Here is a 22,585-nt window from a genome sequence, read left to right on the forward strand (position 1 = left end):
TCTACCAGCACGCTGTCGGTGTCCGGTTCGACACGGAACGGCTTGCTCGTGGGCTCAGCCCCAGGTCTGACCGCGCATCGTGGTGCACCTCCCCTGAAATCATCCGGCCCCGGTGCTGCCCCGGTGCCTCGATGACGACAAATCTGCTGGGAAGGTCCGACAAGCCACTTAATGACTACTGAACGCCCTGGTAGAACGCATGAACACGGTGAATGACAGGGCGTTGGACCCAGGTAGCGAATAGGTTCTTTCCGTGGCGCACGCATCGCGATCGGACTCCTCCGACCGGATCCGGGTCCTGGGACCCGTGGAGATCGTGCGGGCAGGTCGCCCGGTATCGGCCGGCAGCCCCCGCCAGCGTGCCCTGCTCGCATTACTCGCCCTCTCGGTGGGAGTGGCCGTTCCAGCCTCGCGGCTGATCGACCTGCTCTGGGGTGACACCCCGCCCCCCTCGGCGGGTAATACCGTGCAGGTGTACGTTTCGCGGCTGCGACGCCTGCTCGCCGCTCCTGGCGAAGTACCTCCATTACGTACGGTATCCGGAATGTATCTCCTTGACCTCCCTCCGGAGGCGATCGACTCGCGTCGGTTCGAGGAGGCCAGTGAGTCGGGTCGATCCCGTCTCGCCGCAGGTGATCCGGTGGGTGCGGCCCACGAATTACGTTCTGCGTTGCAGTTGTGGCGGGGGACCACTCTGCCCGATCTGGCCGGGGTGCCGGGCGCGGTGGCGTCGGTGGCCCGGCTGGAGTCCCTCCGGCAGTCCACCATCGCCGACCGCATCGACGCGGAATCCCTGCTGGGGCGCCATTCCCGGCTCATTCCGGAACTTCAGGACCTGGTCCGGCGACATGCCCTGAACGAGCGGTTCGTCGGGCAGCTGATGACCTCGCTGTACTGGGAGGGGCGGCAGGCCGAGGCGCTCGCGGCCTACGCCGCTGCGGCCGGGCGGCTGGGCGACGAACTTGGCATCGACCCAGGTCCGGCGCTTCGGGAGCTGCACGGGCGATTGCTGCGACAGGAGCTCGGACCGGTCACTCCGGCGCGCGAGACCGATGTGGAATCGCCCAGTTTTGTGGACGGCTGGCCGCTGCGCCCGGCCCCGGTGCCGCGGGCTGTCCAGGCCTCCCTGCTGACCCAGGGCAGTGACTCCGTGCGACTGGAAGCAGAATTCAATTCGCGGATGGTGAACCGGCTTTTCCCGGGCCGGATCCCGGGTCCGCGTTCGGGCGGTGCACCGATGCCGATGAGCACGATCCCGGTCCGGCCCCGGGGCGCGCCGGCGGCGTTGCGGCCCGGCCCGGCGCCGGCACCTCCCGAGTTCCCCGGGGAGGAATCCGGACTCCCGGCGGACCGGCCGCGGTCGTCGGCGGATCCCGGCGGACCGCCAGTGGTTCCGGGTGGTTCCGGAGCAGTGACCGAATCGCTCTTCACCACGGAAAATCGGACCGACGGCGACGGTGCGGGAGAACAAGGTGCTGGTTCCGCAGCCGCACCGGCGCCGGCCTCGGGAGATGCCTCCCGGCCAGGAATTTCATTCGTTCCCGGAAGTTCTTTCGGAACCGGGATTTCGTTCGCGAACGGGACGGGGGTCAGGAGCCGGGCCGGGGGTGTGACGGGAGCAGGGGGCGGCAGCGGGGCCGGGAGCGGATCTGGGGTCGGGAACCGGCGGGTGTCCGGGGCCAGGGGTTCTTCCGGGGTGGGAAGGGTGACCGGGCCGGGGAACACACCGAGTGCCGGCGCTCACCGTCCCGGCCGGGATCATGCCCGGTTCGGTCAGCTGGTCCCGAAGCGGCCGGAGACCGATCCCACCATTCCCAACGTTTCGGTCAACCTGGTGCCCCGCCCACCGACGCTCTCGACCGGGCCCGGCGCCCCGGTGCTACCCGGTATGCCCGGGGTGCCGGACGGCGACGGCCTGGCCGATACCGGCGGGATCCCGGTGATCGGGACCAAGCGCACCGCCTTCGGAACGGCGTTCGGCGCCGGGACCATCGGCCGCACGGTCGAACTCGGCACGGCGCTGGAGTTGCTGCGGCGCCCGGACGTCCGGTTGGTCACCATCGCCGGACCGGGCGGGGCGGGCAAGACCCGGCTGGCGGCGCAGGTGGTGGCCCGGCGCCTGGCCGACCGGGCGCGTGATGCGATGTCCGGACCCCGGGTGCTCGTGGTTCCCCTGGGCGGACTCCATGCCGGAGACAGCACCGGAGACAGTGGCGGGGCCGGGCTGGCCGAGCGCCTGCGGCGGGTGCTGGGCGTGGTGCCGGACTTCCCCGGGGAGGCGCCGCTCGACACGGTCTGCCGGGCCCTCGCCGCCACCCCCTGCCTGCTGGTGCTGGACGACCTGGAGCTCGGCGGGGCGGTCGAGGCCGGCCAGACCTCCCACCCACCGAGGGCAACACGCGGGACCCCCCTTCCGGTTGGGTCCCCGGTCGACACCGTCACCGCACTCATCACCCGGGTCGGGGGCCTGCGCGTGCTCGCCACCTCCCGGCGTCCGCTCGGCGTGCCGGGGGAGCAGGTGGTCGGCCTCGGCCCGTTGTCCCTGCCGTGGGCCGGGTCCGGGGCCGACGACGTGGACATGGTGCGCTCGTCCGATGCCGTACGGCTGTTCCGCGACCGGGCCCGGGCGGTGCTGCCGGCCTTCGAGGTGACCGGTGAGAACGCCGGCCCGGTCAGCGAGCTCTGCCGCGCGCTCGACGGGTTGCCGCTGGCTCTGGAACTGGCCGCTGCGCGCTCGCGGGGCCGGGCCCCGGACCTGATCAGCGCCGAACTGGACGAGGCGCGTCGACGGCCGGGCGGGATGCTCGGCCCGGTGCTGAGCTGGACCGTGAACCTGCTCGACGACACCGAGCGCCTGGTGCTGAGCCAGCTCTCGGTGTTCGTCGGGGGCGCCACGCTGGAGGCCGCCGAGTGGGTCTGCGGGCCGGTGCCCGGGCCCGGTCAGGTGATCGACGTGATCGGCCGTCTGGCCGACAAGAACCTGCTGCTGATCGACGAGACCGGACGGCTGGGCATGCTCTCGCCGGTCCGCGAGTACGCCCGCGGTCTGCTGGCCGCCGATCCCGGGCAGGAGGCGGCCTGCTCCGACCGGCACGCCGCCTGGTTCGCCGAGTTCGCCGACGCCCTCCCGCCCGTCACCGACCGCTGGCTCGACCCGGCTCCGGTGGCCGCCGGGGCCGGGCCGGGCCGGGCGATCGAGTTCGACAACCTGACGTCGGCCGCAGCCCGTGCGCAGGGCCGCGACGGCGAGCTCTTCGCCCGGCTCGTGGTGGCGCTGCTCGATCAGGGGGCGGGCACCGGGCGCTGGGACCTCGGCGATGCCTCCACGTGGCTGGATCAGGCCCGGGCGGGGCAATCGCACGACCGCACCACGTCCCGGCTGCTGATCGCCGGGGGATGCCTGGCCCTGTTCGGCGGGAACCCGCGCCGGGCCCTGGAGATCCTGGCGGACTGTCCGACCTCCGGCGACCCGGTGAACGCAGTCCGGACGGCGCTCATGCGGGCCGTGGCCGCCCGCAGTCTGGGCCGCAACGAAGAGGCCCTGGCCGAGCTGGAAGGAGCTCTGGATCAGATGAGGGCCGTGCGGCGCCTGCCGGACACGCTCTGGCACGCGGTCGTCAACACGCTCGCCGACGTGCTGGACGAGCTGGGCCGTACCGCCGCGGCGATCGGTCACTGGCAGCGCAGCCGGCACCGGGCCGCGGCCGAGGGTGACCCCGCGCGTCTGGCCTACCCGCTGGCCATGCTGGCGCAGGCCGCACAGGACCGCGGCGAGGAACGGCTCTCGCAGGTACTCATCACCCAGGCCCGCACCGCGGCCGAGAGCGGTGGGCCGGCGATCCGGGCCGCGGTGGCCGTGACCGGTGGCGTACTGGAGTTACGCGGGGGCGACAGCCGGCAGGCCGTGCAGTCGTTGCGCACCGGCCTGCGCGAGGCTCATCGCGCAGGCCGGTACTTCACCCTGCCGCGTATCGCCGGGCTGCTCGGGGCGGCCCATAGCGAAGGTGATCCGGAGCGCGCGGCAACACTTCTCGGGGTCAGCTCGGCCTGGTGCGCCGAACGCTCGCTGGTGGTCACCGGCCACCGCGAACGCGAGATCATCGAACGGGCCGAGAGCGGCCTGACCCGGGCGGCACGGCCCTCGGACACAGTGCGCCGAGCCGCAGCCCGAGGAGCGGCCGTACCCTTCGGGTCACTGACCGGACTGCTGAGGCTCGACCCGGCCGACCGGACGGAACCGGAAGGCCCGGCCATCTCGGCGAGACTCATCGACCTGACCGGGGAGGCCCCCCGCGTCCGTACGTGATCAGCTGGAGCGAGGTGCCGTCAGGGGCAGCCGTACCTCGAAAGTCGTTCCCTCGCCGGGAACACTGATCACCTTGATGTCGCCGCCGTGCCGGTTCACCACGATGCGCCAGACGATGTCGAGACCCAGTCCGGTGCCCTCACCGATCGGCTTGGTGGTGAAGAACGGCTCGAAGATACGCCGCTGGATCTCGGGGCTCATGCCGGGGCCGGTGTCGGAGATCGTGACCAGGGCGAAGTCTCCGGCCGAGCCGGTGGTGATCGAGAGTTTGCGCTCGGGGCGGTCGTTCATCGCGTGGATCGCGTTGTCGATCAGGTTGGTCCAGACCTGGTTCAGTTCGGCCGGATAGGCAGGGATCGCGGGAAGTGACTTGTCGTAGGTCTTCTCGAGCTTGATCCCGGCGCGCACCTTGCCCCCGAGCATGATCAGGGTGCTGTTCAGGCCCTCGTGCACGTCGACCTGCTGGTGTTCGGCACGGTCCATCTGTGAGTACTGCTTGGCCGCGTTGATCAGGGTGGCGATGCGATCGGTCGCGTCTTCGATCTCGGCCATCAGCTGCTCGCTCTCGAGCGCGTAGGTGATCCACTTCAGGCCGGCCTCGAGGTGGGTCTTCGGGATCGAGTCCGAAAGGCCTTCCAGCCATTCCAGGTCGAGCCCGGCGGCGACCCAGACCGGTGCGAGCTGCCAGGCCGAGGAGACGCCGTGGTCTTCGCACCAGTCGCTGAACTCGTCTTCCAGGTCGTTCGCCTGCATCGGCGTGAGGTGTTTGGTCTTGCCCGACTTGGCCTTGGCCGACTGTTCGATCGCGTCTTCCTGCAGCCCGGTCAGTTTCACCAGGGTGTCGGGGTCGACCTTGCCCGAGGCCAGGTGCTTGAGCTTGCCGCGCATGGCCGCGACCCGCTCGCGCAGGGTGGCGGTGGCCCGCACCGCGGCGGAGGCGGGGTTGTTCAGCTCGTGGGTCAGGCCCGCGGTGAGCCGGCCCAGGGCGGTGAGCCGTTCCCGCTGACCGACCACCGCGTCCGACGTCCGCAAGCCCGTGAACAGCCCGTCGAGCAGGTGGATCGCCATCGGGAACCACTCGCTGAGGGCCTGCGCCAGCTCGTCCGCGGGGATGCGGAAGAAGGTGGAGGGCGCGAGGGTGCGCAGCGACGCGGCGTACTGCGACTGGCGCGAGGCCTCGGTGGCCGAGGCCAGCCAGGCCCAGGTGGCACCGGTGTAGACGCCGGGGCGCTCGGAACGGGAGACCTCGACCTCATGGTCGCCGACCCGGCGCAGCATCGCCTGATGGCCCTCGACCAGCATGTAGAAGCAGGTCGCGGGCTCGTCGGCGTCGAACACGGTGGCGCCGGCCGGGTAGCGCACGACCTCGCCGTGCTCCGACATCCAGCTCAGCTGCTCGGCGTTCAGCTTCTCGAACAGGAAGAAGCGCGACAGCTCAGCCGGAGTGAGCCGTTCCATCGGTTGTTCCGTGGTGGTCACCGTTACTCCAACGCTTCCCGGGGCACATCAATTTCACGGACGGGCGAGATACTGGTGCACGAGCGAGACGGCCATGGCGCCCTCGCCGACGGCCGACGCCACCCGCTTGACCGAGGTGGATCGGACGTCACCGGCCACGAACACACCGGGGATGCTCGTCTCCAGCGGGAACGGGTCGCGGGTGGGGGCCCAGCCGGCCGGGCGCTTCCCGGCGTTCAGCAGATCGGTGCCGGTGAGCAGGAACCCGGCCTCGTCGCGCTCCAGCTCCTGCGGCAGCCAGTCGGTCATCGGGGCGGCCCCGATGAAGACGAACAGGTGCCCGCAGTCGACGTCCTGCGTGGTGCCGGAGACGTTGTCGCGCAGCACGATCTTCTGCAGGTGCCCGTCACCGTGGACCGACGACACCTCGGTGCAGGTGCGCACCTCGATGCGGTCGTTGCCGCGGATCTGCTGGATCAGGTAGTGCGACATCGAGCGCTCCAGGTCGGGCCCACGTACGGCGAGCGTGACCCTGGCCGCCTGCCGGGAGAAGAACATCGCGGCCTGACCGGCCGAGTTCGCCCCACCGATGATCACCACGTGCTGGTCGGCGCAGGCCTGCGCCTCGGTCGCCGCCGAGCCGTAGAACACACCCTTGCCCACCATGTCGTCGGCACCGTCGGCCCGCAGCCGCCGGTAGGAGACACCGGTGGCCAGCAGGACCGCGTGGGCGGCCACCCGGCGCCCGTCGTCCAGCTCGACGATGCGCTTGGGGCCGTGGGTCTCGAGGCCGACCACCCGGCGGGCGGTGAGCAGCTCCGCTCCCAGCCGGCTGGCCTGGCGCCGGGCCCGGTCGGTGAGCTGGCCCCCGCTCACGCCCTCGGGGAAGCCCAGGTAGTTCTCGATGCGCGAGCTCTGCCCGGCCTGACCGCCGGTGACCCGGCCCTCGACCAGCACGGTGCGCAGGCCCTCGGAGGCGCCGTACACGGCGGCGCCCAGCCCGGCCGGCCCGCCGCCGACGATGATCAGGTCGTAGAAGTCCTCGGCCGGTGTGGTGGACAGCCCGATCTTGTCGGCCACCTCGCTGAGCGAGGGGTTGAGCAGCACGTCGCCGCCGGCCGTGAGCAGCACCGGTACGTCGGCCTCTCCTGCGCCGGCCGCCTCCAGCAGCTTGCGGCCTTCCTCGTCCTCCACCGTGTACCAGTGGTAGGGCATGCCGCTGCGGGCCAGGAAGTCACGCACCTCGTGGGCCTGCGCCGACCAGCGGTGACCGATGATCCGGGTGGACTCGATCTCCGGATCGCCCGCTGCCGCCCAGGTCTCGAGCATCGAGTCGACCACCGGGTAGAGCTTCTCCTCCGGCGGTTCCCACGGCTTGAGCAGGTAGTGGTCGACGTCGACGACGTTGATCGCCTCGATCGCGGCGTCGGTGTCGGCGTAGGCGGTCAGCAGGGCCCGGCGGGCCCGGGGGAACAGGTCCATCGCGCGCTCGAGGAACTCGATGCCGTTCATCTCCGGCATCCGGTAGTCGGCCAGCAGGACCGCCACGCGATCACCGCGCAACCGGATCTCCTGCAGGGTTTCCAAGGCTTGCGGGCCGGAGTCGGCCCGGACCACGCGGTACTGTTCGGCGTAGCGACGGCGCAGGTCACGGGCCACCGCCCGGGACACCGACGGGTCGTCGTCGACCGTGAGAAGGATCGGCTTGCTCACCGGCTGAAGCTCCTCATGGGTGGGGGGATTCGAGACTAGTTCGCGCATCGTCGCCGGACCAGGTTTTACGCCTGTGGCGCACACCCGAGAACGTCGCGCAGAGTGGGAATTGCTCACTCGCGGTTCGTTACGTGAACCGTTACGTGATGTGACCCGCTTTGCCCTCCTGGGCGCGGGCGTGCTCGACTAGTCTCTAGGGCTTGTATGGGCCTGGTCCGTTCTGGCGCGTTCCGGGCCATGACCTGAACCGACAGGAGTACCGCGTGACCGACTGGGACCCTTCTGCCGTGGCCGCCGCGCTGCGTACGGAGAACCGGTTCTCCGGGGGCTCGGTGGTCGGGGTGCTGGCGATCGGTCACTCCCAGACCCGGATGTGGGTGCTGGAGTCCGAGTCACTGCTGGAAGACGCGTCTGTCCACGGTGGCGGCCGGGTGTCCGGCAACCCCGCCATCCTCGCCGAGAGCCGGCTCGACGACCTCGGCGGCGAACTGTTCGACCGGATGCTGTTCGAGCGTGCGACCGAACGGATCACCGAGGTGCCGGGGGCGGACGACGCCTTGGTCGGCCGGCTGCGCGAACCTGCCGGTGAGCCCTGGCGTGGGCTGCAGCAGCGGCTCTTCCTGCAGGTTCGCCGCGCTCGCGAGGAACTCACCGCCTGGCACAGCGCCACGGTCGAGATCGACGACATCCCCGGCATCACCCCGGACGGTCCGCTGCGGCTCGACCGCATCGAGCTCGACAACGCCCTGCGCCCGCACGTGCTGCAGATGGCGCGCACCCTGCAGTCCACGATCGAGTCGTCGGGCCATCGCCCGGCCACGCTGGACGGCATCTACCTGCTCGGCGACGCGCGCATGCCGCTGATCGTGCGCTCGGTCTATGACGTGCTCGGGGTCAGCCCGACGATGCTGGGCCAGGACCCGTCCGCCGCCCCCGGCCTGTCCAAGGCCGCCACGCGCACCGCCGCCGGGCGCCCGGTTCCCGGCCCGGGGCAGCCGGCCTCACCGGCCGACGGGCTGAGCCTGCGGTCCACCCCGAAGGCGAAGGGCAAGAACGGCAAGGTCGTAGCCGGCCTGAGGACGACCTCCGCACCCGTCGATGTCGAGTCGCCTCCGTCGACGGAGATGTCCGGGAACTGCCTGACCCCGGGCAAGAACGTCGAGGCGGTCCGGCCCGATCCGGAGCTCACCGACACCGGGTCGCTACGCCTGCTCGGTCACCCGGGTGACGGGTTCGACGTCGAGGCCGCGAGCGTCGGCTCGGCGCAGAAGAACCGTCGTCGCCTGCTGGTGCCGGCCGCCGGGGGTGCGGTCGTGATGGTGGCCGCCTCCCTGATCGTCGCGGGGCTGGTGCACAACAACACGCTGCCGACCCCGACGAAGACCGAACGGGTGCAGGCGGCCTCGGCGACCATCACGCCCACCACGCCCCCGGCCACGCCGTCCGTCCTGCCTCCGGTGGAGAGCCTGCGGGCCCGCCCGGTCGGCATCTCGATCACCCTGAACTGGGCCGAGGTGCCCGGGGCCGAGCAGTACTCGGTGTACCGCGACCAGGGCACGAAGGCCGAGGAGGTGCGCACGGCGACCGTCCCCCAGCTGACCGACCGGCCCGGTGACGGCCGCGTGCACACCTACACGGTGGTGGCGCTGGACGCCGACGAGGTCGAGGGTGAGCCCGGTGAAGCGGTCGCGGCGAAGGCCGCCACGCCGTACGGCAAGCTGCAGAACATCGCCAGCGCCTGGACCGGCATCGTGCCCGCCCGGCCTGGTCTCAAGGGCAGCTCCGGCCAGATCTGCCGGGCGAAACCGGGCAAGGCCGCGGGCGCGGCCGGGAGCATCGTCTGCCGGTACCCGGGCAAGCTCACGGTCACGGTGTTCACCTACAGCTCCGAGGCCGCGACCGGCCGCCGGTACAAGGTCCTGCGCGCGATGAAGGGCGTTGCCAGCGGTGGCTGGAAGGCCGACGGCGACACCGGGCGGTTGCTCGTCGGGGGCCCTCGGAACGCGCCGTGGCGCTGGTGGACCTACGAGTCCTCGCCGACCACCGTGGTGCAGGCGAACTGGCCGGGCCACACCTCCGCCCAGCTCGCCACCTGGGCGAAGAAGCGGATGCCCTTCCACCGCTGAGGCGGCCCGGGGCACGACCGTTCGTCGCGGCGGACCACGGGGGAGGGCATTCGGGTGAGCCGGGACCGACGATCTTGGGTGGGTACGCCGCCGAGTCGATCTTGCGTCCATGGACTGGGGTCAACCTCGGGTGCGGCCTTGCCTCATGGGCATGCTGGAATCCGGAGAGGGAACAGTGGATGCCCGGATCCAGCACGCCCTGGACGTGCTGGTGGAAGAGCTCGGGGTGGACACCGCGTTCGTGAACCGGTTCCGGCGGGGTCTGTGTCACATCACCCACCGGTCAGGGCTTCCGCTGGCTGACGAGCTGCAGGCACCCAAGACGGTGGACAGCACGATCTGCCGGCTGGTCGCGGCCGGGGAACTGGAAGCGCTGGTCCCCGACACCGGGGTGCATCCGGTCCTGGCGGGTCATCCCGACGTCCGACGGATCGGCATCACCTCCTACGCCGGCGTTCCGCTGGTGGTCGACGGGGACATCGTGGGCGCGGTGTGTGCGGTCGCGGCAGACCCGGTGCCGGGCTGGAGCGACCGGGATGCCGACCGGCTGGCCACCGTCGGGGAGTTCATCGGCCGGGTCCTGACCTCCGCCGAACGGCCCGGGCCGAGTGATTCCGGGGGATCCGGCACCCACGAAGCCGGGGCGGCCGGGGCGCCGTTGCCGGATCTGGCCGACCTGGCGCAGACAGTGGCCGGCAGTCGTGACCTGGAGTCGCTGACCCGGCCCCTGCTGGAAGTTCTGCAGTCCAGCACCGGGCTGGAGTCGACCTACCTGACGTTCGTGGACTGGGTCGGTGACCGGCAGCAGATCGTGTACTCGCTCAACGTCGGTGAACTCGACATCCCGGAAGGGCTGACCGTGCCGTGGAGCGACACCCTGTGCCAGAGGTCCCTGGACGCCGGAATCCCTTACACCGCTGATGTTCCCTCATTGTGGGGGGACAGCGAGGCGGCTAGGCAGCTGGGGATCCGCACCTACGTCAGCGTGCCGATCACCGATGCCGACCAGGCCGTCATCGGCACCCTGTGCGGAGCCGGTACCGCCAGTGTCGACCTGCAGAAGCAGCACCTGGGCACCATGCAGCTGTTCTCCCGGGTCCTGGCCGAGGAGATCAGCCGGGAACGGGCCGAGCACCGCGAGCGGGCCCGGGCCGAAGCACTGGCCCAGCGCACCCGTTCACTCTGGCGCGAGGACACGGTCGACGCCCTGACCGGGTTGCACAACCGGACCGGGATCCAGGAGTGGCTCACCACGGCGATCGAGACCCTGGAGACGGGCCGTGAGCAGCTGGCGATCGCGTTCTTCGACATCGACGACCTCACCACGGTCAACGACGTCTACGGCTCCGAGATCGGCGACGACGTCCTGCGCTGCCTGGCGGCCGCGCTGAGGAACGCCGGACGCCCGGGCGATCTGCAGGGGCGCTGGGGCGGCGACGAGTTCGTCGCCGCAGCCGTTCTCGCACCCAGCGACGCCTCGTTCGGGAACTGGACCCACCAACAGCAGATGGCCGCCAAATGGTTCTACCAGACGCCTGACCGATTCACCGGCCCTCATCAGACGGGCGGACATACGGTCCACGCGTCCCTCGGCGCCATCACGGTCGTCGAGACGGCCACCAGCCCCGAACACGCCCTGCAGGTGGCCGAGCAGGCCATGAGCCGGCACAAGGCCCGTAGCTCGGCCTAAGGACTAGGTGTACTGCTATGGCGTGTGGACCTTCTCGACATGCTCACCGGATGTGCAGTTCCTCGAAGAGGAGAGACGCCAGAGCTCGGGCGTACGCGCCGGTGATGTGGTTGTCGTCGCGGTAGACCAGGGTGTTGCCGACCACCACCGGGCAGCTGGTGGCCGTGCAGAACCAGGGCGCGGGGTCGACCACCCGGGCGCTCGCCGACCGCACGGCCCGGGCGATGGCGGTGCGCTGCGGTGTTCCGGTCGCCCGGTCGGACGCCTGGGCACAGGCCTGAATGTTCCTCGGGTTCTGCGAGAGGCACTCGGGCACATCGGTCTTCGCCCTCGGGGAATCGGCCAGGAAGGCCACGTCGGTGCCCCCGGCGAGCAGCGTCGAGACGGTCCTGGCCCAGCCCGTGGCCCAGGTGGCGTCCACGTCGGAGGCTGATCCGACCAGGTCGAGGTGGTCGGCGATCGAGGTCGTCACCACCAGGTCCGGTTTCAGCGCGTGGATGCGGGCGATGCTGTTCGCCCGCCAGGTGTTGCAGGTGCGGTAGTCGCCCCGGAAGGTCTCGGCGTAGACGTGCACCTGTGCGGGGGTGCACATCACCTTGGTGAAGACGGCCAGGCGCCAACGGTTTTCGCGAGCCAGGGCGTTCAGGGCCGGGTACCACTGCGCGGCGTGCGAGTCGCCGAAGAGCACCACGGTCTTCCGGGGCCGGGCGCTGCCGAGCGACTCGCAGCGTTTGGGCGTGCGGGTAGCGGCCACGGCCACGAAGCAGCCGTTGCCGGAGATCGCGGGCTCGTCGCCCGAGGCCTTCTGGAGTGAGGGCTCCAGGTTGCGGGGGAGAACCGTGACGCGGGTGGCGGTGTCCAGTCGTCGGGCCAGCTGCTGGTGCCGTTGTGAGGGTGGTCCCTGCAGGTTCAGGCCCGCGGCCAGTCCTTCGCCCTGCGTCTGCCGGGCAGGCAGGGCCGGGGCCAGCACGGCGAGGGCGACGGTGACGGCGGTCAGGGCGGCGGCGAGAACCCCGGCCTGCCAGGGCCGTGCCCGTAACTGCTCGTGGTGCCGCAGCGGCTGCTCGACCAGGGTATACCCGGCGCAGGCCAGGCCCAGTGCCACCAGGGCAACGAGAAGTTTTTCATAGGTGCTGATCTCGCGCTCCAGGAGATAGGGCGCGATGATCAGGGCGGGCCAGTGCCAGAGGTAGATCGAGTACGACCGGGCCCCGACGAACTGCAGCAACGGCAGGGACAGCACCCGTCCGGGTCCGGCCCGGCCGGCGATGATCACGGCCACGGTGCCCAGCACCGGGATCGCCGCGGACCATCCCGGGAACGGCGTTGAGCTGTCGAAAGTAACCGCGGCATAAGCAATAGCGCTCAGTCCACCCCAGCGCAGAGCGACCGCACCCCGGCCCAGGGCGCGGGCGGCCCGGCCCGAGACGTCGGCGACCTGGCCCGGGACGTCGGCGGCCCGGCCTGCGGTGTCGGTGACCCGGCCCGGTGCCGCCGTGACCGTGTGCCCCCGAGGTGCGCCCCTCGTCCCCTGTTCGTGATCAGGCAAACCTTCCCCGCCGACCGTTCCGGAACTCGGGGGAGTTTTTGCCTGATCACGCAAGAGCTGGGGGATGACCAGGGCCAGGAGAGCTCCGGCGCCCAGTTCCCAGACCCGGGTCGGTGCGCCGAAATAGGCTGCCACCGAATCCGTCTGACTGGTCACCAGGGAGTCGGCGAACGAGAGGGCGATCAGGGTCGTGAGCAGGGCCGCGAAGGCCGCCCGGCGTCGCAGCAGCACCAGGCAGACCAGGGCAAGCAGGGGGATGGCGAGGTAGAACTGCTCCTCGACCGCCAGCGACCAGAAATGCTGCAGCGGGGAGGGGGAGGCACCGGCCGAGCGGTAGTCGTTTCCGACCTGGATCAGGCGCACGTTGAGCACATAACCGGCCGAGGCCACGGCGTCCCAGGCGATGGCCCGCAGGCGCAGCGGCGGCAGCCAGATCCAGGCGGCGGCCAGGGTGCACACCAGCACCAGGCTCGCGGCCGGCAGCAGGCGCAGTGCCCGCAGTGCGTAGAAACGGCCGATCCGTAACCGTCCGGTGTCCGCGACCTCGCGCGCCAGGTGTGAGGTGATGAGAAACCCGGAGATCACGAAGAAGACGTCCACCCCGACGTAGCCGCCGGTGAAAGTCTTTATCCCACAGTGGTAGAGCACCACCAGCAGAACGGCCAGGGCGCGCAGGCCCTCGATGTCCGTACGGAAGCCCGGGCGGGGCGCGGGTCTCACGTCGTCCGTCGTGGTGATCCGCAACCCTCGCGCCGGGACCGCTTCGATCTCGACATTGCTCACCCGGTTCGGATCGGCACCCACGGGTGCCCACTGACGTCCACCGTTCGGCCCAGATCGCTTACAGCTGATCCTCAGACAGCGCGCCGAACCCTCCCAGCCAGGCAGCCCAGAGTTGAGCCAACGACCTGGAGGAGACCTCGATGAACGCTCGCGACACCGCCCGCCGCACCACGGTGGCCGTGACCTCGGGCCTGGCCGTGGCCGCCCTCGCCACCACCGCCACGGTGGCTCTGGTGGTGGCCCGCGCCGACGGCGCCGACGCCACCACGACGACGACCACGTCCACCGGCGATTCCTCCAGCACCGACACCCAAGACCAAAGTCAGTCAGACACCGGCAGCTCCGGCAGTTCGGGCATCAGCCCCGGCAGCGGTTCCGCCGACGCCACTTCTGGAGGTTCGTGATGCCCCTGCTGGAGACCCTTCCCGTGCGTGACACCGTGCGTCAGTGGCCGGTCTGGAGCACTACGGCCCGGGTGGTCGTCACCGATGCCGCGGTCGCCGACGAGGCGCAGGAGATCGTGCGGCAGCAGCTGAACGAGGTCGACGAGGCCTGCAGCCGGTTCCGCGACGACAGCGAGATTACCCGGATTCAGGAGCTTTCCACCGGGAACCGCCCGGTCACCGTCTCCCCGCTGCTGGCCGTGCTGCTGGGCGCGGCCCTGGATGCCGCCCGGAGTACCGACGGCGATGTCGACCCGACACTGGCCGACGACCTGGCCGCGCTGGGTTACACCGAGGACTACTCGCTGATCCAGGCCCGGGCCGGCAGCCTGAACATCCCCATCACCCTGAGCCGGCGCGTGCGGCACAGCTGGAAAGACCTCGACCTGACCGGCCGCCGCCTGCGGATGCCGGCGGGCGTGCGCCTCGACCTCGGCGCCACCGCCAAGGCCTGGGCCGCCGACCGGGCGGCCCGCAGCCTCGCCGACCGGTTCGGCGTGGGCGCCCTGGTCTCCCTCGGCGGCGACATCGCGACGGCCGGACCGGCCCCGCGGGACGGCTGGCAGGTGCTCGTGCAGGACGGCGTCCACGAGCCGGCCGCGCGGGTCGGCATGGACGGCGGCACCGCCGGCCTGGCCACCTCCAGCACCGTGAGCCGGAACTGGCGCAACGGCACCCGCGCCGTGCATCACATCCTGAACCCGGCCAGCGGCCTGCCCGCCGAGCCGGTCTGGCGCACCGTCTCGGTCGCCGCCGGCACCTGCCTGGAGGCGAACACTCTCTCCACCGCCGCGATCGTGCGGGGTGAGGACACCCGGCACTGGCTGCGCGGGCAGGGTCACCCGGCCCGGCTGGTCGCGGCGGACGGTTCCGTGACCACCCTGAACGGCTGGCCGACCGAGGAGACCGTCCGGATCGATGCCGAGCAGGTGCACGAGATTCACCTCCCACGCGAACATCTGACGAGCGCGGCATGAGCACGGAGGCCCTCTGGTACCTGGCCCGGGGCAGCGGCGTGGTGAGCCTGATCCTCTTCACCGTCGTCGTGGCCCTGGGCATCGGTACCCGGTCCGGCCGCACTTTCGCCGGGATGAACCGGCTCGCGGTGGCGTCGGTGCATCGCAGCGCGGCCCTGCTCGCCCTCGTCTTCCTGGTGATCCACGTGGTCACCCTGCTCTTCGACCCGTACGCCCAGCTGAACCTCGTCGACATCCTGCTGCCGTTCGGCTCCGGCTACCGTCCGTTCTGGGTCGGTCTCGGCACCCTGGCGCTCGACCTGGCCCTGGCCGTCACGATCACCAGCCTCCTGCGCGACCGCATCGGTCTACGGGCCTGGAAAGCCGTGCACTGGCTCGCCTACGCGATGTGGCCGATCGCCCTGGTGCACGGCGTCGGCTCCGGCACCGACCGCAGCTCCCTCTGGCTGCTCGCCATCGACGCGGTCTGCGTGATCAGCGTGATCGCCGTCGCCGTCAGCTCACACCCCGCCCTTCGGCCCGCCGCCCCGGTCGAGCTGTCCACCCCGAAAAACCTTGCTCGGAGGGAGTAACGATGACCATGACCGCCATGACACCGGCCCCGGGGCTGAAGATGCCTCCCGAGGGAGCACGGCTCTTCGCGGCTGCCGACCCGAGCCAGGCCACGCATCTGGCCACCTACGGCATCATCCCCGACGTCACCCCCGCCCAGCTGCTGGAGCAGGTCCGGATGTCCGGGCTGACCGGCCGCGGCGGCGCAGGATTCCCCACCGCCCGCAAGCTCGAAGCCGTCACATCCGGTAGCAAGGGCCCCGCGGTCGTGGTGGCCAACGGTGCCGAAGGCGAGCCGGCCAGCCGTAAGGATGCCGAACTGCTGCGCCGGGCACCGCACCTGGTGATCGACGGGATCGAGGTCGCGGCCCGGATCACGGGCGCCCAGGAGGCCTACGCCTACGTGCGGGCCGAGGTCGTGCCCGATCTGCGGCAGGCCCTGGCCGAGCGCCGGCCCACCGTGAAGATCACCGTCGTGGCCGCCACCGACACCTTCGTCAGTGGCCAGGAGACCGCGGTGGTCAGCCGTCTGAACGAGGGCCCGGCGCTGCCCCGGTTCAGTCGCCACCGGATCTTCCAGCGCGGCATCGGCGACCGCGCCACGCTGGTACAGAACGTGGAGACCCTGGCCCACCTCGGCCTGATCGCCCGGTACGGCGGCGTCTGGTTCGCCAGCGCCGGAACCCCCGAGTCCACCGGCACTTTCCTCACCACCGTGCACCCGGTGACCGAACCCCTCACCACCGCGCCCACGGTCTGGGAGGCCGCGCACGGTCTGTCGCTGCGTCAGCTGATCAGCCCGGCCGCGGGCCGTCCGGTGGAAGAACTGCAGGCCGTCCTGATCGGCGGCTACCACGGCACCTGGGTTCCGCTTCCTGCCGCACTCGACGCCCCCCTGTCCCGGGCCGGCCTGGAGCAGTACGGTGCCGATCTCGGCGCCGGGGTGCTCGTCCCGCTCGCGAGCACGGCCTGCGGCCTGGAACTCACCGCCTCGATCGTGGCCTATCTGGCCCGGCAGTCCGCCCAGCAGTGCGGCCCGTGCCAGTTCGGCCTGCCCGAGCTGGCGCAGAACTTCACTGCGCTCGCGACCGGACGGGTCGGGCGCGGCGGGGTGGAGGCCGTCCGGCAGTCCGCCGGCCTGGTCGAGAACCGGGGTGCCTGCAAGCATCCTGACGGCACGACCCGTCTGGTGCGCAGTGCTCTGCGGGTTTTCGAGAAGGACGTGACGCTGCACCAGTACGGCCGTTGTCTGGCCCGGATCGGTGAGCCCTACGGAGGTGCCCGGTGACGCGTCCTCTGATCGTCGACTGGACGGCCTGCGAGGGCCGCGGCCTGTGCGCCGACCTGCTGCCCGAGGTGCTCACCCAGGACCGGTGGGGTTATCCCCAGAACCGTCACCCCGGGCCGATTCTGGTGCCGGACGAGCTGGAGGGCCCGGCCCGGCAGGCGGTGCGGATGTGTCCCCGCCTGGCTCTGAGACTGGAGTCCGCATAATCAACACAGGGGGGACGCCGACGGCGTCCCCCCTGTGTTGTGGTTCAGGAGTGTTCAGGAGTGTTCAGGAATCAGGTGAGACGCTTGAACGTGGTCGAGCCGACCGCGCCGCCCTGCGGATCCACCACCAGGCGGTACGCCCCGTCGGCCGGTGGGTAGAACGGGCACTCGACGGCGCTGCTGGTGAGGGCGCAGAAACCGATCAGCGTGTCGCTGGCGGCCGGGAAGAGGAACAGGTAGGCCGAGCCGTTCGTGCCCCAGTTCGTCGCCGAGACCGAGATCGGCAGTTCCTCGCCGGCCTCGCCGTACACGCCGTAGATCGCTCGCGATCCCTTCGCCGTGATCGACGCCGTGACGGCGGTGTTGGTCTGTAGCTGGCCCTTTTTCTGATCCGCGGCCACCGCGAGGGTGAGGCCACCGACCGCGCCGGCGTCCGGGTCGACCACGAACTTCCAGTAACCGTCGGCGTTCGGGGTGAAGTCGTAGTACGTCGGGGCGGAGGCCAGTGGCACCGCGTCCACCAGGACCCCGCCCGGCGTGTAGATGTATCCGTTCGCCGTGCCGCCCGTGCCCCAGCCCGAGGCGGTGACATCGAGACTGATGTGGGCCTTCTCGGCCGCGACGGCCTTGAAGTAGTAGACGATGTTCTGGCCCGGCACGGTGGTCGCGGCCGGCGTCGCGGTATTGACCGCCAGGGTGCCCTTGTCCACGTCGTTCGCGAACGTGAAGGTCGTGCTGCCCGTGGTGGTCGGGGTGCCCGGCGACACCTGGAGCTTCCAGACACCGGTCGTGTTCGGGGTGAAGTCGTAGAGAGCGGTCTTGCCCGAGGCCGCGACCCAGGAGTCGGCGAGCACGTACGTGGTCTTGCCGTTGGACGTCACCGGCACGTAGAGGAACATGCCCGCGCTACCGTTCGCGCTCCAGGTCGAGGCGCTCGTGGAGAAGGCGACGTGCCTGCCCTTCTCCGCCGCGAACGTGTAGGAGACCTGGCGGTTCGGGACGGTGATCGACGTGGTCACGGCGGTGCCGCTGACCAGGGCGCCGCCGTTGACGACATCGGCCGCGGCGGTGTCGGCCAGAGCCAGCCCGCCGAGTGTCAGCGCACCGGTCGCGGCTGCGATCACGACACGACGCAGCAATCCGTTCTTCTTCATGGTCCCCCCCTGCAATGTGGCCACGCACGGTCCGGCTGAGGTGTGGCGGGACGTGCGGGACGTGGTGAGAGCGCTCAGCCCGCAAGGCTTCACGTCGGCCGGACCCCCATCCGGCACAGTCGTCACAGTAGTGCGATGCGGAACCGACATTCCGTGATTGGCGGTACGCCACGCCGATCCCGGGAATGTTCACCGGGTAGATCGAGATTGCCCCACCGGGCGGCGGGGATAGGCTCGCCGCGAGTGACCACCCGAAGACGGAGAGCATGATGACCTTGCCTCGCGACACTGACCCGAAGCTGGCCGAGTACGCCCACCCGGAACGACTCGTGACCACCGGCTGGCTGGAGAAGCATCTCGGGGAACCGGGCCTGGTCGTGGTGGAGAGCGACGAGGACGTGCTGCTGTACGAGACCGGTCACATCCCCGGATCGGTGAAGGTCGACTGGCACACCGAGCTCAACGACCAGGTCACCCGCGACTACGTGAACGGTGAGCAGTTCGCCGCGCTGATGTCGGCCAAGGGCATCGCCCGCGACGCCACGGTCGTCATCTACGGCGACCGCAACAACTGGTGGGCCGCCTACGCCCTCTGGGTGTTCACCCTGTTCGGTCACGAAGACGTGCGCCTGCTCGACGGTGGCCGGGCCGCCTGGATCGCCGAGGGCCGTGACCTCACCGACGTCAAACCCCCGGTCGCGACCATCGACTACCCCGTGGTCGAGCGCGACGACACGAGCATCCGGGCCTTCAAGGACGACGTGCTGGCGCACCTGGGCCGGCCACTGGTCGACGTGCGGTCGCCCGGCGAGTACTCCGGCGAGGTCACGCACATGCCCGACTACCCGCAGGAGGGTGTGCTGCGCGGGGGCCACATCCCGGGCGCGGCCAGTGTGCCGTGGGCGCGGGCGGCGGCCGACGACGGCCGGTTCCGCTCGCGCTCGGAGCTCTCTGCCATCTACGAGCAGGAGCAGGGCCTCGCGCAGGGTGACGACGTGATCGCCTACTGCCGGATCGGTGAGCGCTCCAGCCACACCTGGTTCGTGCTCACGCACCTGCTCGGGTTCGAGAAGGTCCGCAACTACGACGGCTCGTGGACCGAATGGGGCAATTCCGTGCGGGTTCCCGTGGTTCGGGGGACCGAGCGAGGCTGACCGGTCCCCCACCTTGTCCGTGATCATGCGATCCCCACCTTCCGGCGGAAGGCGGGGATCGCATGATCACGAACAGCCAAGGATGGGTTGCCATGATGGGGGCCCGACATCCTGAGGAGCCATCCTGAACACGCTCGAGAACCGCATCGCCGGAGCCCTGCTCGGCGTCCACGCCGGTGACTCCCTGGGCGCCAGCCTGGAGTTCATGACCTTCGGGGCCGTGCGTGCCGCCCACCCCGACGGGCTGCGCGAGATCGTCGGCGGCGGACCGTTCGACTGGCCCGCCGGGCACGCCACCGACGACACCGACCTGACCCGCGCCGTGCTGCTCGCCTACCTGGCCCCGGGCGACGACCTGGTCCGCACCGCCGGTGAGCACATGCTCGACTGGTTCGACGGCAACTGGCCCGGTCGCACCCCCGGCAGCCAGCCGTTCGACATCGGTGGGGCCACCACGACGGGCCTCACCCGGTTCCGCGAGACCCGCGACTGGCGCCGCGCCGGTTCCGGCGCAGGCAGCGCGGGCAACGGTTCGCTGATGCGCTGCATCCCGACCGCCCTGGCCCGGCCCACCGCCGAGCCGGCGCTGCGGGCGCAGGAGGCCACGGCGATCTCGGCGATCACCCACGACGACCCGCGCTGCGTGCACGCCTGTGTCGCCTACACCGAGATCGTGGTGGCGCTGCTGGCCGGGGAGAGCCCTCGCGAGGCCGCCGGGGCCGGGCTGCTGGCCATGCGGGCGGTGCGCGGCAGCGATCCGGAAGACGGCGCCGCGGCGGTGGAACTGGCCATCGGTCAGGGGCTGGACATCGACCTGGAACAGGCCATGGAGCAGGGCGACGCCGGGTTGGCCCACGGCGGCACCGGCTACGTGCTCGACTCCCTCGCCCTGGCCGTCGCCGCCCTCGTCGACCCGCGCCCGGCCGTCGACCCGCTCGTCGACGTCACCCGCCTCGGCGGTGACACCGACACCAACGGCGCGATCGCCGGGGGCCTGCTGGGCGCCCGCGACGGTGTCTCCGCATGGCCCGCGTCATGGATTTCGCGGTTGCAGTTCGCCCCCGAGTTCAGGGCCGCAGCCAGCACTTTTGCCGCCCGCGCGGAACAGTGACCGGAACGCTGTGTGCCCCCGGGGGTACCCAGCGTCGGCATCCGCGGCGATACTCGTGAGAGACGCCAGATCGCCCTAGGGGGTCACGGATGCCGGACAGGGCTCCCGAGGTGGACGACGCGACCTTCGTGTCCGCGTTCGTCTCTCGCTGGGTCGCCGGAAGTCTCGACGTCACCCCGCTGACCGAGGCCGACCGTCGTGAGGTCGAGGCGTCGCTGGCCGCGTTGCACGAAGGGCTCGGGCATCGCTGGCACGGCAACGTGGTCTGGGCGCGCTCGCCCCAGGAACTGCGTCGGTCCCTGACGGGCGCCCCGGCCCTGATGCGCCGGCCCTACCTGGCCTCACGGACCGAGCGCCTCCCCCGGCTCACCCGGGTCGGTAAGGGGCTCAGCCAGGGCACGATCGTGCTCGGATACTCCTTCCTCGCCACGATGATCACGTTCCTTCCCGCGTACTACGCCGGCTCCCTGATCAACTCGCTCAGCGGCCGCCTGCTCGGCCCCGGCGGCGTGGTGATCGTGGTCGCGATCGCCTCCGTACTGGCCGGTCTGTTCTCCGCCCTGGTGCTGAGCCGGGCCGCGCTCAACTCCGCCCGCCAGGTGTTCGCGCCGATCGGTGAAGATCTCGACCAGCGGCTGCGGCCCCTCCTCACCCAGGGGCGCACCGGCCTTCTCGACATCGGGGATCTGGTGCGCCGGGCTGTGGCCGGGCTCTGGGACGAGCGTCTGCTGGAGGGGGCCTGGACCGAGGGCACCCCGGTGCGGGGCTTCCATCGTGACGGGGTGCTGCACGACCGCGGAGCCGTCGGCGCCGCCCACCAGGCCGCACAGCTCGAGCAGCTCGAGCAGCTCGAGCAGGGGCGGAGGGATGACAGCGACACCGATCCGCAGATCCAGGCCGCACTGGCCGGTCTGGTCGGTGTGCGCCGGGCCCTGGTCTGGGTGCCCTACACCTGGCTGACCGTGGTGCTGGAACCCCCGGTGCAGATCCACACCGAGAAGGCGGGCGACGGCGTGCGGCTGCACCGCGACGACGGCCCGGCGCTGGTCTGGGCCGACGGGCAGGTCGAGTTCTGCCTGCACGGTGTCCGGATCCCGGCCGCGCTCGCGGCCCGTGAGCCCACCGTGCGCGAGCTGCACACCGAACGGAACTCTGAGGTCCGGCGGGTGCTGATCGAGAGAGAGGGCTGGGAACACTACGTCACCCGGGCCGGGCTGCAGCTGGTGGGCAGTTCACCCGATCCCGGCAACCCAGGGCGCGAGCTGCGGCTGTACCGCACCCCGCCGGGAGTGTTCGACTCCGACCGGCTGCTGCTCATGACCAACGGCAGCCCTGACCGCACGGGCACCCTCCGTCACTATGCGGAACTGGTGCCCGGCACCCTCGACGACCCGGTCGAGGCGGCCGCCTGGCAGTACGGCGTACCGGCCGAGGTGTACCGCGAACTGGCCCGCAGAACCTGACCGTCACCGGCACCGAGAAACCCGAGAAGGAGCACGACATGCACACATACGGCTCGGCGCTCGCGCTGATCGGCGTCAGCGTGCCCGACCACCTCCAGGCGGGGGCCGGCGTGCCGGTGCTCCAGGCTCCCCAGGCCCAGGGTGATCTCCTCGTCGTTCCCGTGGCCGACCCCGAGGGCCTGGACCGGTGGCAAGACGTCCCGGACGAGGGGGAGCAGGTGGTGCACGGCGAGGCCACCGGTAACACCCATTGGCTGCACCACGGTTTCGACTCACCGGGGGTACGCTTCGCCCGGCCCGTCGCCGGCGACCCGCTGGTGACCTGCTACGTGCAGGTGCCACCGGGGCAGAGCGCGCTGCTCGTGCACACCGATGAACACGGCGCCAACGGTATCGGTGCCGGTACCTACGAGATCCGCCGCAAGCGCCAGTTCGTGCGCCCCGAGACCGAACTCGGCGCCCACCCGATCACCCGCGGCCTGACTGGCCGTCCCGACGCCAGCGCCTGGGACCTGGTCTGGGACTAACCCCCCAACCCTTCGTGATCATGCAAAACCTCCCCGGGGAGGTTTTGCATGATCACGAACAGGGAAGAGTGGCGGACGCTTCGTC

Annotated in this window: 16 protein-coding genes and 1 pseudogene; 13 read left to right on the forward strand and 4 right to left on the reverse strand. The window is 70.9% G+C overall.

What is annotated here, in order from left to right:
- Positions 1-316 precede the first annotated feature (316 nt).
- Positions 317-532 (forward strand): annotated as a pseudogene (locus QSK05_RS36220) (AfsR/SARP family transcriptional regulator); the annotation flags it as partial.
- Positions 533-544: 12 nt separating this feature from the next.
- Positions 545-4,306: an AfsR/SARP family transcriptional regulator gene (locus QSK05_RS03265; protein WP_285593727.1), complete on the forward strand. Its 3,762-nt coding sequence runs from the start codon at positions 545-547 to the stop codon at positions 4,304-4,306.
- Here QSK05_RS03265 and QSK05_RS03270 read toward each other — a convergent pair whose 3' ends face one another.
- Positions 4,307-5,785, reverse strand: a complete 1,479-nt coding sequence (locus QSK05_RS03270) for a sensor histidine kinase (protein ID WP_285593729.1) — start codon at positions 5,783-5,785, stop codon at positions 4,307-4,309.
- Between the two features lie 33 nt (positions 5,786-5,818).
- Entirely contained in the window at positions 5,819-7,477 is a 1,659-nt protein-coding gene (locus QSK05_RS03275) for an NAD(P)/FAD-dependent oxidoreductase (RefSeq protein WP_285593732.1), read from the reverse strand.
- Between the two features lie 263 nt (positions 7,478-7,740).
- Between QSK05_RS03275 and QSK05_RS03280 the strand changes: the two genes are divergently transcribed.
- Together QSK05_RS03280 and QSK05_RS03285 are read left to right on the forward strand one after the other, a co-directional pair.
- The gene (locus QSK05_RS03280; protein WP_285593734.1) at positions 7,741-9,603 is read left to right on the forward strand and encodes an acetate and sugar kinases/Hsc70/actin family protein; all 1,863 of its coding nucleotides are present in this window, start codon (positions 7,741-7,743) and stop codon (positions 9,601-9,603) included.
- A 151-nt stretch (positions 9,604-9,754) separates the two neighbouring features.
- Positions 9,755-11,293 (forward strand): sensor domain-containing diguanylate cyclase, encoded by a 1,539-nt coding sequence (locus tag QSK05_RS03285; RefSeq protein WP_285593736.1) that lies wholly within the window; start codon positions 9,755-9,757, stop codon positions 11,291-11,293.
- A gap of 43 nt (positions 11,294-11,336) precedes the next feature.
- Here QSK05_RS03285 and QSK05_RS03290 read toward each other — a convergent pair whose 3' ends face one another.
- Entirely contained in the window at positions 11,337-13,625 is a 2,289-nt protein-coding gene (locus tag QSK05_RS03290; RefSeq protein WP_285593738.1) for an acyltransferase family protein, read from the reverse strand.
- Positions 13,626-13,765: 140 nt separating this feature from the next.
- On the opposite strand from QSK05_RS03290, the gene QSK05_RS03295 reads away from it, so the two are divergent.
- Genes QSK05_RS03295 through QSK05_RS03315 form a run of 5 tightly spaced genes read left to right on the forward strand, consistent with a single transcriptional unit; the run spans position 13,766 to position 17,091 of the window.
- On the forward strand, positions 13,766-14,029 hold the full coding sequence (locus QSK05_RS03295; protein ID WP_285593741.1) for a hypothetical protein: 264 nt from the start codon (positions 13,766-13,768) through the stop codon (positions 14,027-14,029).
- Positions 14,029-15,045 (forward strand): FAD:protein FMN transferase, encoded by a 1,017-nt coding sequence (locus QSK05_RS03300; protein ID WP_285593742.1) that lies wholly within the window; start codon positions 14,029-14,031, stop codon positions 15,043-15,045. The genes QSK05_RS03295 and QSK05_RS03300 overlap by 1 nt, the downstream gene beginning before the upstream one ends.
- Entirely contained in the window at positions 15,042-15,617 is a 576-nt protein-coding gene (locus QSK05_RS03305; protein WP_285593744.1) for a ferric reductase-like transmembrane domain-containing protein, read from the forward strand. The genes QSK05_RS03300 and QSK05_RS03305 overlap by 4 nt, the downstream gene beginning before the upstream one ends.
- Positions 15,618-15,619: 2 nt before the next feature.
- A complete protein-coding gene (locus tag QSK05_RS03310; protein WP_285593746.1) occupies positions 15,620-16,885 on the forward strand; it encodes an NADH-ubiquinone oxidoreductase-F iron-sulfur binding region domain-containing protein in 1,266 nt (421 codons plus the stop codon).
- Positions 16,882-17,091 carry a ferredoxin gene (locus tag QSK05_RS03315; protein WP_285593748.1) on the forward strand — a complete coding sequence of 70 codons (210 nt, stop codon included), beginning with the start codon at positions 16,882-16,884 and terminating at the stop codon, positions 17,089-17,091. The genes QSK05_RS03310 and QSK05_RS03315 overlap by 4 nt, the downstream gene beginning before the upstream one ends.
- A 71-nt stretch (positions 17,092-17,162) precedes the next feature.
- Here the strand turns inward: QSK05_RS03315 and QSK05_RS03320 are convergent, their stop codons facing one another.
- The gene (locus QSK05_RS03320; protein ID WP_285593750.1) at positions 17,163-18,245 is read right to left on the reverse strand and encodes a hypothetical protein; all 1,083 of its coding nucleotides are present in this window, start codon (positions 18,243-18,245) and stop codon (positions 17,163-17,165) included.
- A 269-nt stretch (positions 18,246-18,514) separates the two neighbouring features.
- On the opposite strand from QSK05_RS03320, the gene QSK05_RS03325 reads away from it, so the two are divergent.
- The 4 genes from QSK05_RS03325 to QSK05_RS03340 all read left to right on the forward strand — a co-directional run bounded on the left by QSK05_RS03325 (position 18,515) and on the right by QSK05_RS03340 (position 22,500).
- The gene (locus tag QSK05_RS03325) at positions 18,515-19,399 is read left to right on the forward strand and encodes a sulfurtransferase (protein WP_285593752.1); all 885 of its coding nucleotides are present in this window, start codon (positions 18,515-18,517) and stop codon (positions 19,397-19,399) included.
- A 124-nt stretch (positions 19,400-19,523) separates the two neighbouring features.
- Complete coding sequence (locus QSK05_RS03330) at positions 19,524-20,510, forward strand: ADP-ribosylglycohydrolase family protein (RefSeq protein WP_502879728.1); 987 nt, start codon at positions 19,524-19,526, stop codon at positions 20,508-20,510.
- Positions 20,511-20,599: 89 nt separating this feature from the next.
- Complete coding sequence (locus QSK05_RS03335) at positions 20,600-21,973, forward strand: DUF6745 domain-containing protein (protein WP_285593754.1); 1,374 nt, start codon at positions 20,600-20,602, stop codon at positions 21,971-21,973.
- A gap of 38 nt (positions 21,974-22,011) precedes the next feature.
- Positions 22,012-22,500 carry a DUF8820 family protein gene (locus QSK05_RS03340; RefSeq protein ID WP_285593758.1) on the forward strand — a complete coding sequence of 163 codons (489 nt, stop codon included), beginning with the start codon at positions 22,012-22,014 and terminating at the stop codon, positions 22,498-22,500.
- The last annotated feature ends 85 nt before the right edge of the window (positions 22,501-22,585 follow it).

It is taken from the genome of Kineosporia sp. NBRC 101731 (genome assembly GCF_030269305.1).
Classification (GTDB): domain Bacteria; phylum Actinomycetota; class Actinomycetes; order Actinomycetales; family Kineosporiaceae; genus Kineosporia.

Coding starts and splice junctions, on each gene's coding strand:
- QSK05_RS03265 (WP_285593727.1), top strand. CDS start 545: ATGTATCTCCTTGACCTCCCTCCGGAGGCGATCGACTCGCGTCGGTTC.
- QSK05_RS03285 (WP_285593736.1), top strand. CDS start 9,755: ATGCTGGAATCCGGAGAGGGAACAGTGGATGCCCGGATCCAGCACGCC.
- QSK05_RS03295 (WP_285593741.1), top strand. CDS start 13,766: ATGAACGCTCGCGACACCGCCCGCCGCACCACGGTGGCCGTGACCTCG.
- QSK05_RS03300 (WP_285593742.1), top strand. CDS start 14,029: ATGCCCCTGCTGGAGACCCTTCCCGTGCGTGACACCGTGCGTCAGTGG.
- QSK05_RS03305 (WP_285593744.1), top strand. CDS start 15,042: ATGAGCACGGAGGCCCTCTGGTACCTGGCCCGGGGCAGCGGCGTGGTG.
- QSK05_RS03310 (WP_285593746.1), top strand. CDS start 15,620: ATGACCATGACCGCCATGACACCGGCCCCGGGGCTGAAGATGCCTCCC.
- QSK05_RS03320 (WP_285593750.1), bottom strand. CDS start 18,245: ATGAAGAAGAACGGATTGCTGCGTCGTGTCGTGATCGCAGCCGCGACC.
- QSK05_RS03325 (WP_285593752.1), top strand. CDS start 18,515: ATGACCTTGCCTCGCGACACTGACCCGAAGCTGGCCGAGTACGCCCAC.
- QSK05_RS03335 (WP_285593754.1), top strand. CDS start 20,600: ATGCCGGACAGGGCTCCCGAGGTGGACGACGCGACCTTCGTGTCCGCG.
- QSK05_RS03340 (WP_285593758.1), top strand. CDS start 22,012: ATGCACACATACGGCTCGGCGCTCGCGCTGATCGGCGTCAGCGTGCCC.